This window comes from Caulobacter sp. FG7, assembly GCF_057808875.1.
In genome coordinates, this window is sequence record NZ_JBMDIW010000004.1 from 16,220 (window position 1) to 27,509 (window position 11,290).

The 11,290-nt window shown below is 69.6% G+C and carries 11 protein-coding genes; 2 read left to right on the forward strand and 9 right to left on the reverse strand.

Features of this window, described 5'->3' with window-relative positions:
* The first annotated feature begins 147 nt into the window (after window positions 1-147).
* A complete protein-coding gene (locus tag ACODR1_RS04355; protein ID WP_488879349.1) occupies window positions 148-1,095 on the forward strand; it encodes an acetamidase/formamidase family protein in 948 nt (315 codons plus the stop codon).
* Window positions 1,096-1,101: 6 nt separating this feature from the next.
* Here ACODR1_RS04355 and ACODR1_RS04360 read toward each other — a convergent pair whose 3' ends face one another.
* From ACODR1_RS04360 to ACODR1_RS04400, 9 genes are all read right to left on the reverse strand, one after another.
* The gene (locus tag ACODR1_RS04360) at window positions 1,102-1,647 is read right to left on the reverse strand and encodes a hypothetical protein (protein WP_488879350.1); all 546 of its coding nucleotides are present in this window, start codon (window positions 1,645-1,647) and stop codon (window positions 1,102-1,104) included.
* Window positions 1,648-1,926: 279 nt separating this feature from the next.
* Window positions 1,927-2,463 (reverse strand): hypothetical protein, encoded by a 537-nt coding sequence (locus ACODR1_RS04365; protein ID WP_488879351.1) that lies wholly within the window; start codon window positions 2,461-2,463, stop codon window positions 1,927-1,929.
* A gap of 58 nt (window positions 2,464-2,521) precedes the next feature.
* Complete coding sequence (locus tag ACODR1_RS04370; protein ID WP_488879352.1) at window positions 2,522-2,647, reverse strand: hypothetical protein; 126 nt, start codon at window positions 2,645-2,647, stop codon at window positions 2,522-2,524.
* Window positions 2,648-2,649: 2 nt separating this feature from the next.
* The gene (locus tag ACODR1_RS04375) at window positions 2,650-3,210 is read right to left on the reverse strand and encodes a TetR/AcrR family transcriptional regulator (RefSeq protein WP_488879353.1); all 561 of its coding nucleotides are present in this window, start codon (window positions 3,208-3,210) and stop codon (window positions 2,650-2,652) included.
* Window positions 3,207-3,554: a DMT family transporter gene (locus ACODR1_RS04380; protein ID WP_488879354.1), complete on the reverse strand. Its 348-nt coding sequence runs from the start codon at window positions 3,552-3,554 to the stop codon at window positions 3,207-3,209. Before ACODR1_RS04380 ends, ACODR1_RS04375 begins: the two co-directional genes overlap by 4 nt.
* Window positions 3,555-3,732: 178 nt before the next feature.
* On the reverse strand, window positions 3,733-4,341 hold the full coding sequence (locus ACODR1_RS04385) for a TetR/AcrR family transcriptional regulator (protein WP_488879355.1): 609 nt from the start codon (window positions 4,339-4,341) through the stop codon (window positions 3,733-3,735).
* 120 nt (window positions 4,342-4,461) lie between these two features.
* Window positions 4,462-7,374 carry a TonB-dependent receptor gene (locus ACODR1_RS04390; protein ID WP_488879356.1) on the reverse strand — a complete coding sequence of 971 codons (2,913 nt, stop codon included), beginning with the start codon at window positions 7,372-7,374 and terminating at the stop codon, window positions 4,462-4,464.
* Between the two features lie 117 nt (window positions 7,375-7,491).
* A complete protein-coding gene (locus tag ACODR1_RS04395) occupies window positions 7,492-8,154 on the reverse strand; it encodes a class GN sortase (RefSeq protein WP_488879357.1) in 663 nt (220 codons plus the stop codon).
* Window positions 8,151-10,289, reverse strand: a complete 2,139-nt coding sequence (locus ACODR1_RS04400) for a marine proteobacterial sortase target protein (RefSeq protein WP_488879358.1) — start codon at window positions 10,287-10,289, stop codon at window positions 8,151-8,153. The genes ACODR1_RS04395 and ACODR1_RS04400 overlap by 4 nt, the downstream gene beginning before the upstream one ends.
* Before the next feature lie 183 nt (window positions 10,290-10,472).
* Here ACODR1_RS04400 and ACODR1_RS04405 point away from each other — a divergent pair, with 183 nt between their 5' ends.
* Window positions 10,473-11,231, forward strand: coding sequence for a transcriptional regulator (locus ACODR1_RS04405; RefSeq protein WP_488879359.1), 759 nt, complete (start codon window positions 10,473-10,475; stop codon window positions 11,229-11,231).
* Window positions 11,232-11,290 lie beyond the last annotated feature (59 nt).

Genomic DNA, 11,290 nt, shown 5'->3' on the forward strand with positions numbered 1-11,290 from the left:
GCCGAATGCGCGACCTCGGTGCAGCCGGCGCCCAGAGCGGAGGCAGGTTTCGCAAAGCATCGCCGCAAGGGGCGGCGCGGGCTTCGCGCCGGCGGCGGCGCGGCCGGAGAGTGGAGGCTGTTTCAAGCCTTCGGTCCCCGCTTCGCCATGCATCACCACCTCGCCTCCACTCCGGAAACCGTCCGCTTCGGCATCTTCGACGCGGCCTTCGATCCGGTCCTGACCATCCAGCCGGGCGACAGCGTCACCTTCGACTGCGTGTCCGGCGGGCCCGAGGTGATGCCGGGGCCGGAGTCCTGGCTGACCATTCCGCCAGCCCTGCAGGCGATCCACGACGCCAGGCTCGACCGGATCGGGCCGCACATCCTCACCGGGCCGGTGGCCATCGCCGGGGCCGAACCGGGCGACACCCTGGAGGTGCGCATCGAGGCGGTGGAGCCCAACAACGACTGGGGTTATTGCGCGGTGCGGCCGCTGGCGGGCACGATCCCCGAGGACTTCCCCGACCGCTATGTCAGCCACATCGCCGTCGACAAGACACGCGGGGTCTGCAAGCCGGAGTGGGGACCGCAGCTGCCGTTGCGTCCGTTCTTCGGCACCATGGGCGTGGCCCCGCCGGCCAGGTACGGCCGCCTGTCCAGCCGCGAGCCCCGCGAGCACGGCGGCAACATGGACAACAAGGAGCTGGGCGCGGGCGCGACGCTGTTCCTGCCGGTCTGGGTTCCGGGCGCCAACTTCTCGGCCGGCGACGGCCACGGACGCCAGGGGGACGGCGAGGTCTGCGTCAACGCCCTGGAGATGGGCCTGACCGGGACCTTCAGCTTCATCCTGCACAAGACCGCCGACGTGGGCGTCGCGACCTGGCCGCGCGCCGAGACGCCGACCCACTACATCGTCATGGGCTTCAACGAGGACCTGGACCTGGCCATGAAGCAGGCCCTGCGCGGCATGATCGACTTCATCTGCGCCCGCTCGGCCCTGACCCGCGTGCAGGCCTATCAGTTCTGCTCGCTGGCGGTGGACTTCCGCGTCACCCAGACGGTCAATGGCGAAAAGGGCGTGCACGGCATGCTGGAGAAGGGCGTGCTGTTCTAGCGCGCCTCAGGCGGCTTCGGCCGCCTGCGCCTGGGCGAGGACTTCTTTCCAAGGCGCGCGGCTGGAGGGCGCAAGGCCCACCCACAGGCTGTATAGCGGCCAACTGATCGCGACCAGCACCAGGACCGGCGCCACCCATTTGAACAGCAACAATCCGCCGATGATGGGATAGTTCAGGTTCCCGGCCGTCGGCTGGCCCTTCAACGCCAGGGCCGCATGCGCCAGCGCGGCGATAGTCGCCACCACCGGCGCGGCGAAGCTGACCGCGCACATGATCCCGAAGCTGGACAGGCCCCGGCGCGCATCGCCGAGCCGCTTCATGTGCAGACACAGGCTGACATAGCTCAGCACCATCAGGAGCGGCAGATAGAGGGAACTGGCCGTCCGTGACGGCAGCACCGTCGCCGACAGCAGGCTGATCAGCGGGGCATAGCCGTACCACAGCGCATAGACGGCCAGGATGCTCAGCGCGAAAGTTCGGCGGCCGATGTGGCCCGCTGGCGAGAACAGCACGGCCAGAGGGGCCAGGAGAGTGGACGGGCGTAGCGACAACGGGCGTTTCCAGCGGGCTGACTTGTTGGTGGCAGCTTGGCGCGACGGTCTCGCGAAAGTCGAGCCGATTATTGGCGCACGCCCCTGATGCGCTGGGCGTGGCGGCGGTGCATTTCTGCTCGAACCGGACGACGAACTTGGCCCATCCGGCCAGGGGCCATGAGGTGGAGGCGCTGCGGATGGCGGTGCTGGTCGAGCGCGGCGGCGCCTGGCGCATCAAGGCCGCCGAGAACATGACCTTCACGGATCTCTGCTCCGGCAAGCTGTTGTTGCGGGCGGCTAGATCAGGTGTCGAGCCGGTTGGCTGCGCGCATCGGGGCTGGGGGCGGCCGGCGCGCGTGACGGCGGCAGGGCGAGCGCCAAGCTCAAGAGCGGCCAGAGGACGGCCGCGGCCTTCGTTCCGGCGATCGCGCCCTTGAACAGCATTTCGGCGGTGACGATGGGATAGTTCAGATTCTCCATCGACGGTTGGCCCTTCAGCGCTTCGGACGCCCAGGAGAGGCCAAACCCCATGCCGACGAACGGCGCGGCCGCGGCGCCGGCGTAGGCGAAGGCCAGAATGGCGGGCGTCCAGCGGGCGTCGTTCAGGCGCTTCAGGTGCAGGCAGAAGCCGATATAGGCCAGCAATCCGTAGACCAGCCCGATCTTGTTCAGCAGGAACGCCGTGCCTTCGGCGTCGACGGCGCCAAGCAGAAGCCAATAACCGTACCAGGCCGCGTAGACGGGAAGGATGGCGGCCGTGAAGGTTCTGCGATCGATCTTTCCATCGGGAAAGAACAGCAGGCTGAGGCCCGCTCGCAGCGTCGGATTGATCATGGTCTGCCCCCCGAGGCGCGGTCGAGCTTAGGCAGGGCGGAGACGCCGTGGCAACGGGTCAGGCGGCCGTCGGCGTCTCCAGTGGCGGCTCGGCCGGCGGGGCTTGGGGCGTGACCGGTTCCGGCGGGGCCTCGTCGGTCGTCTCCGTCGCCAGCAGCGCCCAGTGGGTGCGGAAGAAGCCCATCCTCAAGCCTCCCGGGTCATGGCGATCAGGCGCGCCTGCAGGGCTTCGGGGGACTCGACCCCCGGGTCGCCGTCGTGCAGCACGCGGGCGAACCAGTAGCCGTCGGCCGCCAGGCGCACGACATCCAGGCGCGGGTCGGCGTCGGTGTCGGCGTGGCGCACGAGGCGCTCGTCGATCCAGGTCCGCCAGCGGCGGCGCAGCGCCGGGTCGGTGACCATCGAGATGGTCAGGGCCTGGCCGCTGAGCGCCTGGTCGCAGCATTCGAAGGTCGAGATCACATAGGCGCGCGTGAACGAGCCGTGGCCGCCCTCGTCCTGGGCGATCAGGCGGTCCAGCGCCTCCTCCATCTGCTCGAGCATGAAGTCGAAGACGGCGTCGATCAGCGCCTGCTTATTGGCGAAGTGATGGAACAGCCCGCCCTTGGTGACGCCGGCGCGTTCGGCCACCGCCTGGACGGTGATGCCGCCAAGGCCCTGTTCCTCGGCGAGCGCGACGGCGGCTTCCAGCAGGGCGCGGCGCACCTGCTCGGGCTGCTTGGGGCGGTTGTAGGCGGTGGTGTTCATCCGTGCCCCAGGGTGCGCGAGAAGAGCTGGGCGACGACGACGCCGCTGACGATCAGGCCGATGCCGATTATCGCCGGCAGGTCGAGCATCTGGCGGAAGAGCACGGCGCCGATGATCGCGGTCAGCACGATCCCGACCCCGCTCCAGATGGCGTAGGCGACGGCCAGCGGCATGTGCTTGAGCGCGATCGACAGCAGGAAGAAGGCCAGGGTGTAGAGGCCGGCGGTGGCCAGGCTGGGCAGCAGTTTCGTGAACTGCTCGGACTTCTGCAGGAAGGTGGTGCCGGCCACCTCGGCGGCGATAGCGCCGGCGAGGAAGGCGTAGGTGGAGGCGGGGACGGACACGCGGGACCTCGGGTGGGGAGGTGTGTAAGATACCGCTTGGTTGGTTTGTTTGCAAGAGGGCGTAGAGCCCCCTCAGTCGGCTTCGCCGACAGCTCCCCCAGAGGGGGAGCATCTTCTTGGCGTGGCGTTGTTTAGATCCTCCCCCTCTGGGGGAGGTGGCCCGGAGGGCAGGAGGGGGTCAGAGCCCCAGCAGCCGCCGCACCACGAACTCCATCATCTGCGGCGTCAGCGGTCTGCGGGTGGCCTGATTGTTGAGGGCCAGGCCGCTGAGGGCGTCGATAATCAGGTCGGCGTCGGTGTCGGCGGGGATCTCGCCGCGGGCGATGGCGCGCTCGACGACCTGGCGGTTGTAGGCCCGGCGGCGCTGGAAGTCCTCCTGGCCGTTCTGGAACAGTTCGGGCCGCACGCGGCTCTCGGCGATCAGGAAACTCATGCAGGGCCCGACGACCGGGTCGTTGTAGAGGTCGATCATCGCCTGGCCCAGCGCCACGAGATCGGCGACGACGTCGCCGGTGTCGGGCAGGGTCTCGAACAGGAACGCCTCGTTGAAGGCCTCGCCCACCGCCTGCATCGGCGTGGCCCAGCGGCGATAGAAGGTGGCGCGCGGGGCGCCGGCCTTGTCGCAGATCTTTTCAAGGGTCAGGCCCGACATGCCGTGCTGGGCCAGCACCTCCAGCGCCGCGCGCTTGAGGCGCTTTTCCACCTCCGGGTCGCGCGGACGGCCGGGACCACGGCGCTTGGGCGGTTCGGACAGGGTTTCGGAAGGCGGGCCGGGCTCGAAGTCCATGGACGCAACCTAGAGCGCATTTGCGAACGATGGTCAAAAAAAGCGGCGCATCCGGGGAGGATGCGCCGCCAAAACCGCATGGCGCTGGGAAGGTCGGCCACGCGAAACATGTGAAGGTGGTCAGAACTTGCCGCGGATCCCGAGCATGATCTGGCGACCGGGCTGGTAGTAGGTGTAGGCGGCGCTGTCCCACTGGAACGGGCTGCGCTGGGCCTCCTCGGTGATGTTGATGACGTCGAGGCTGACGCGCGGCTGGGTCGGCAGCTTGTCGAACTGGTAGCTGGCCGACAGGTCCCATTGTCCCCGGGCGTCGGTGTTGATGGTGGCCACCGGAATGCCGTTCTGGCCCGGGCCCGACGAGATCTGGGCGTCGTTCCAGACGTAGGACAGCCGCACCGTGGCCCCGTGCTTCTCGTAGTAGCCGGTGACGTTGTAGGTCCACGGCGAGATGCCGACCGCCTGGGCCGGGGCTCCGTTGCCGCGCGCGTTCTGCTCCACGTGGGTGGCGTTGGCGGTGAAGCCCGCGCCGTCCAGCAGGAAGTCCAGCGGCTGCACCCAGGTGACTTCCTGGCCCAGGATGGTCAGCACGCCGTCGGCGTTGATCTGCTGCTGCACGGTGACCGTCGCCGCGGCCGGGCCGCCGCGGTTGTTGATCGCCTGCTGCTGCAGGTTGGTCAGCTGGTCGAAGGGCACGCCCAGCTGGCTGAACGGGATGGTGTTGGTCCCGTTGACGGTGAAGCCGGTCAGCTCCTTGCGGAACAGGGCCACGCCGATATAGCCGGCGCCGCCGGTGTACCACTCGCCGCCGATGTCGAAGTTGTTGGACGTATAGGGCTGCAGGTTCGGATTGCCCTGGTTGGCCTGCTGGGCCGAGGGGTCGGAGAAGGTGGTGCCCGGCAGCATGGCGCTGGGGTTGGGGCGGGTGACGGTGCGCGAGGCCGAGGCGCGCAGGATCAGGTCCTCGCGCAGGTTCCAGGCGACGTTGAACGAAGGCAGCAGGCCGTCGTAGTTGCTGGTGCGCGACAGGAACGACAGCACGCCGTTGACCGTCTGCGGGCCCTCGATCGTCTGGTCGGTCGAATAGTAGCGGGCCCCCAGGTTGAAGCGCAGGTCGCGGTCCAGCACCTGGGTGGCGCCGTTGACCTCGACATAGGCGCCGGTGGTCTTCTCGCGGATCAGGCCCGAGGCCGCGCCGGTGGCCGCGGCGGCCGAGAACTGGGCGCTGTCGAGGAAGGCCTGATAGTTGCTGTCGGCGAAGAACCGGTCCTTGTCCAAGGTGATGAAGCCCAGCGGGCCCTGCTTGATGTAGCTGGCGAGATTGGCCTGGGGGATGGCCGAGCCGGCGCGGCCGTCGCAGGCCGGGACGGGGGCGGGAACCGGGCTCTGCGGCGTCACCCCGCCGCCGCCGCAGGTGAAGGCCTGCCAGCGGGCGGAGTTGTCGAGCGCGGTGATCGTGCGGCCGACGTCGTCATAGGCGACGCCGAACTTGAAGTTGGTCCCCTTGTCGTCGCCCAGCGTCAGGTCGAAATGGGCGCCCTTGGTCTGGGTGACGCGCTTTTCGGCCTGCACGTTGACGCGGCCGCCGGCCCACACCCAGCCCAGGGCCGGGTCGTTGAGGTCCTTGTTGGCCTTGATCGACGGATAGTCGCCGCCGCCGTTGGCGTAGGTGACGTTCAGGCCCGAGTTCAGCGGGGTGTTGAACAGCACCGTCGGCGCCTCGCGGAAGAAGACGCTGCGGCTCCAGTTCACCTGGCCGTCCAGCTTGATCCAGTCGTTGGGGCGCCAGGTGAAGCCGGGATTGAGGTTCAGGACCTCGACGTCCTCCTCGTAGGGGCGGTACTCGAGGAAGAACTGCGAGTTCAGGAACGTGCCCTCGGTGACCACGCCCTCGCCGTTCACCTTCACGCCGACCGGGACCATGAAGTTGGAGTTGCGCACCACCCAGTTCATGTCGATGCGCTCGAACGAGCGACTGCCCTTGGAATAGAGGGTGTCGAAATAGACGTTCAGCTGGTCGTTGGGGCGCCACTCGGCCGACAGCACGTAGGAGTCGCGGTCGCGCTCGCCCGACGACCAGGAGTCTCGGCCAAGACGCGGCAGCTGGGCGTCCGACAGCTGCTGCAGCGTCGTGCCGGGGTTCAGCGCGGCCAGCAGGGCGTTGTCGATGGTCTGGCCCGGCGTCAGGCCGTTGGAGGCGACGCCGGCCGGCACGGTGGAGGCCCAGTTGAAGTTGTTGCCGCCGGTGACGTTGCAGCCGGTGCAGGTCATGTTGGCGTTCGACCAGCCGACGCTTTCGAAGCCGGTGGTGGTGCTCTTGGTGCGGGCGATGGCGACGCCGCCCAGGAGGCCAAAGTCGCCGATCGGGGTCTCCCAGGTCTTCGAGGCGATCAGCGAGCCGCGCGGGCTGATGTCGTCGGCCTGGTTGTTCTTGCCGGCCTGCAGCGAATAGATCAGCTGGCCGCCTCCCTTATAGTCGAAGGGGCGGGCGCTGCGCATGTTGACCACGCCGGCGACGCCGCCCTCGACCATGCCGGCCGTCGGGGTCTTGTGCACGTCCAGCCGGGTGAACAGCTCGGTCGGGAAGAGGTCGAGGTCGACCTCGCGGTTCTGGTTCTGGCTGTCGGTGCGGCCCGACGAGGCCACCGCGATCTGCGAGCCGTTCAGCAGGATCTTGGTGAAGTTGGTGCCCAGGCCGCGGATGGTGACGTTCAGGCCCTCGCCGTTGATCTCGCGGGTCAGCTGGACGCCGGGGATGCGGTTGAGGGACTCGGCGATGTTGAGGTCGGGGAACTTGCCGATGTCCTCGGCGAAGACCGAGTCGGTGAAGGCGACGCTTTCGCGTTTCGCATTGGTCGCGTCGGCCAGGCTCTTGCGATAGCCGGTGACGACGACCTCCTCTACCGCATCGGGCTCGGCGGCCTGCGGCGCGGGCGCCGTCTGGGCCAGGGCCGGCAGGGCGACGAGGGCGGTGGTCAGGCAAGTGGCCCCGATCAGGACCTGGCGGATTCCGCGCGTGCGGTGGCTGGACGACATCATTCACTCCCCTGCGCTTTTGGCTTTTCGCGCTTTTCGCATCGACCGCCGCCGTCCGCCGTTGCGCGGCGATACGACTGGTAGCGGTCACAGGGGTGAACGGCTACGAGGTAAGGCCTATCGTGTCAAGGTGGTCATACCTTTGCGATGTTGTAGGTCGGACAAGGTCAAGCTTGCGTCCACGGGCTTGGCCATCACCACGTAGCGCATCGGTCCGCGGGCCTTGGCGTCCAGCGGCCAGCAGGTGGCCAGGACCAGGCCCCGTCCCGGCGCGCGGGGATCCACGCCCGAGGCGTCCCATCGCACGATCTTCGCGCCGACCACCTCGAAGCGGGCGACCTTGCCGTCGGCGCGTTCGACCAGGATCGGGTCGCCGGGCCTGACCCTGGCCAGCACGGCGAAGTGGGTGTCGCGGTGGGCGGCGTAGACGGCCGTGCCGCGGTCGCCGGCCCGGGGCGTGCCGGCCACGTGGCCGGGGCCGAAGGCCAGGGCCTGGCCGCTGGCGCCGTCCAGGGCGATGACCTGTTCGCCCTGGCGCGGGAAGACGATGCGCGCCGTGGGCCAGGTGTCGGCCCAGCTCCAGGGGCGCACCGGCGCGCCGCCCTGGCGGAGGCTCTGGTCGAAGGCCCGCTCCAAGAGCGTCTGGGCCAGGGCGGCCTTGGCATGGATCCAAAGGCCCTGGCCGCAGAGCACCAGCCCGAGGCTTCCGGCCGCCAGGGCCGGAAGCAGGAAGGGGAGCCGCCGGCGGGCGGCTCCCAGCATGGTCGCCAGCCGGCTCACGCCGCGTTCCTCCGCCGGCCCAGCATCCAGCCGCCGGCGCCCAGGGCGAGCGCCAGGATCATCAGGCCAAGACCCGTCAGGATCAGCATCGGCGCATCGGTGGCCGTCTGCGGCAGGTCCAGCTGCGCGATCTGCTGCTCGGGATCGGCCGGCGCGTCGCCGCTCCCGCTCACGGCGGCCTTGCGGTTGAACAGGGCGTCGAAGTCCCAGCCGGCCGGCAGGTTCAGCGGCAGGTCGCTGCGCAGCAGCGGGGCGTCGGCGGGGCGGGACGGGCTCTTGTCGACCGCCACCAGGCTGGTCTGGCTGGTCACCAGGCCGTGGTCGAGACCCAGCTTCAGCACCCGCGCGTCGGCTTCGTCCTCGGTGATCTGGGCCAGGCTGCGGGCGACCTCGGCGTCGGTGATCTTGCGGCGCGCCCAGAGCTTGGAGATCCCCTTGCCGGCCTCGGCGTCGCGCAGGCGGATCCGGGTCTGCCAGGGGCGGCCGTCGATGACGCCGCTGATCGTCAGCACGCCGTCCAGGTCTTCCACTCGCGCGGCCAGGGTGACCGGCTCGCCGCGATAAAGATCGGGCAGAACGGCCGGGGCGGCGTCGGAAGTCGTGCCTTCGAAGCGGGCCACGAGGTTGGTGGCCACCGGGCTCTCCAGCTTGTCGAACAGGGCGCGCATGGCCTCCTCGACCCCGTCGGTCGAGCCGATGTGGGTGAAGGTTCCCCGGCCCAGTTCGGCGGCGCGGGTCATCAGGTAGCTGTTGGGGGCCGAACCGATGCCGACCATGAACACCTTCGAGCGGCCGCGACCGGCGCCGATGGTGTCGAACAGGCCCTGCTCGTCGCCGATCGCGCCGTCGGTCATGAACACCACCTGGCGCACGCGGCCGTTCTCATCGCGCCCATTTTCGTCGCGTAGGGCCGCGGCCATGGCCGGGACCATCTCGGTGCCGCCGGTGGCTTCCAGCCCCGAGACGAACTTGCGAGCCTTGGCCAGGTTGGCGGCGTCGGCGGCGACGGCGCCCTCGAACAGCACGGTCAGGGTGTCGTCGAAGCGCACGACGTTGAAGCGGTCGCCGGGCTTGAGGTTCGAAAGGCCGTACAGCAGGCCGGCCTTTGCCTGGCGCATCGACTCCCCGCCCATCGAGCCGGAATTGTCGATGACGAAGATGATGTCGCGGGCCGGCGGCGGGCCGGCGCGGGCGGCGATCGGCGGGGTGACCTGGGCCAGCACATAGTGGGCGCCGGCGGTCTTCTCGCGGAACAGGGCGACGCTGGGCGCGGCCAGCGGCACGGGCTTCCAGGTCAGCACGAAGTCGCGGTCGGCCGGAACCTGGCCCTTGGACAGGGTGACGACCTTGCCGCCCTTCTCGTCGCGGACGTCGACGGCGTGGGTGGCGCTGGCCGCCGCGCCCAGCGGGAAGCCCGCGCGCAGGTGGACGGTCAGGGTGAGCGGGTTGATCGCGCCGGCGACCTTGGGGTCGACGATCGCGGCGCGGCTCTCGGGCGTCGGCGCCGTTCCGGGCGAGGCGTAGCGCGGGGCCACCACCAGCGGCATGCGCAGCGAATACTCGCCGGCCGAGACGGCGACGGGGGCCTGGTACTCGATCTGCACCAGCACCGTCTCGCCAGGCGCGACGTTGGCGACGGCGTTGGTGAACATGTTGGGACGGTTCTGCTCGACCAGGGCGGCCTTCTTTCCCTGCGCCTTCGCGGCGTCGTAGATGGCCTGGGCCTCGGCGCGCTTCTTGATCTCGCCGACGATCACCTTCTTGCCGACCACCATCTTCAGGGTGTCGACCGCGCCGTCCTGGGGCAGGGGATAGACGTAGACGGCCTCGACCCAGCGACCGGTGTCGTTGCGAAAGGCCTGGGTGACGCGACCGCGCACGGTCAGGCCGCTGACGGTCATGTCGATGTCGGTTCCCAGGCGCACGGCCTCGACCACCTGGTCGCCGCCCTTGGCGCGCATGATCAGGCCGCCAGAGGCAGGCTCGCCGGTTTCTGCGGCGCGGCCGGTTCCGGCCAGGGCCACAAGCAGCAGCAGCCCCAGGGCGAAGGCTTCGCAGAGGATGAGAAACCACCGGGCGGGGCGGGCGCCGGAGGCGACGCGGGGCTTGGGCGCGCCGACGTCTTGAGCGGACATGGACGGATCTCCTTGGGGCTCGAAAGCAGGTGATCTCCCTTGTGGTCACATGCCGGCGCCGCCGCGAGCGGCGGGATTTGCAATCTTCGTGAGGGATCCGTGCAGCTTGTCCGGAGGTGGGCTTGCCGCGCCCGGAGCGGCGCCGCATTGTGCGGAAATGTGCGGATTCGTGAGGCCTTGCCGATGACCCTGGCGCCGGAAGCCGAGCTGCCGGACGAGCAGAGCCTGGCCATCGCCGCGCGCGTGCGCGAAGCGCTGGCGCGCCGCCGAATGTCGCGCCAGCAACTGGCCGACCGCGCCCGGATCAGCATCTCGACCCTGGAAAAGGCCCTCAGCGGTCGCCGGCCGTTCACCCTGGCCACGACCATCCGGCTGGAGGAGGCGCTGGAGCAGCCGCTGCGGGCGCCCGCGCCCGCCTCTCCCGTCGCCGTGACGGGTCTCGCCCCCGAGGCCCTGGGCGCCTATTCGCGGCCGGCGGTGACCTGGCTGGAGGGCGAGTACCTGACCTTGCGGCCGTCGTTCGAGGATTCGGCCGCCGTCTACGCCTATCGCACGGAGATCGTCTGGGACGACGCGGCCTCGAGCCTGGTGTTCCGCGAGGCCGCGCGCCAGGACGCCGAGTTCACCCAGCGCGGGGCGGTGTCGCTGTCGAACCAGTCGGGCCACACCTACCTGGTCACCAACGAGCAGGGGCAGTTTCGCCTGGTCATCCTGGGCCGTCCGGCGATCGGCGGCGAGATGTACGGCATGCTGACCACGCTGCAGGTGGGCCAGGGCAGCCACCTGACCCCGGCCGCCGCGCCGATCGCCTTCGTGCCGCTGCGCCGTGTGGAGCAGCCGGCCTTCGGTCGCGTGGGTCCTGACGCGGCCGCCTATGACGACTACCGCGCCGCCCTGGCGAGGGTCACCGACAAGGGCTTCGCGCGGTTCTTCGCGGGGTAGGGGGCGGGGTGAAAACCCCGCCCTTCGACAAGCTCAGGGTGAGGTTTTCGACTGTATCG

Excerpts from the sequence above, each read along its gene's own strand:
- ACODR1_RS04385 (WP_488879355.1), bottom strand. The coding sequence starts at position 4,341 with ATGGACTTCGAGCCCGGCCCGCCTTCCGAAACCCTGTCCGAACCGCCC.
- ACODR1_RS04390 (WP_488879356.1), bottom strand. The coding sequence starts at position 7,374 with ATGTCGTCCAGCCACCGCACGCGCGGAATCCGCCAGGTCCTGATCGGG.
- ACODR1_RS04365 (WP_488879351.1), bottom strand. The coding sequence starts at position 2,463 with ATGATCAATCCGACGCTGCGAGCGGGCCTCAGCCTGCTGTTCTTTCCC.
- ACODR1_RS04355 (WP_488879349.1), top strand. The coding sequence starts at position 148 with ATGCATCACCACCTCGCCTCCACTCCGGAAACCGTCCGCTTCGGCATC.
- ACODR1_RS04370 (WP_488879352.1), bottom strand. The coding sequence starts at position 2,647 with ATGGGCTTCTTCCGCACCCACTGGGCGCTGCTGGCGACGGAGACGACC.
- ACODR1_RS04405 (WP_488879359.1), top strand. The coding sequence starts at position 10,473 with ATGACCCTGGCGCCGGAAGCCGAGCTGCCGGACGAGCAGAGCCTGGCC.
- ACODR1_RS04375 (WP_488879353.1), bottom strand. The coding sequence starts at position 3,210 with ATGAACACCACCGCCTACAACCGCCCCAAGCAGCCCGAGCAGGTGCGC.
- ACODR1_RS04400 (WP_488879358.1), bottom strand. The coding sequence starts at position 10,289 with ATGTCCGCTCAAGACGTCGGCGCGCCCAAGCCCCGCGTCGCCTCCGGC.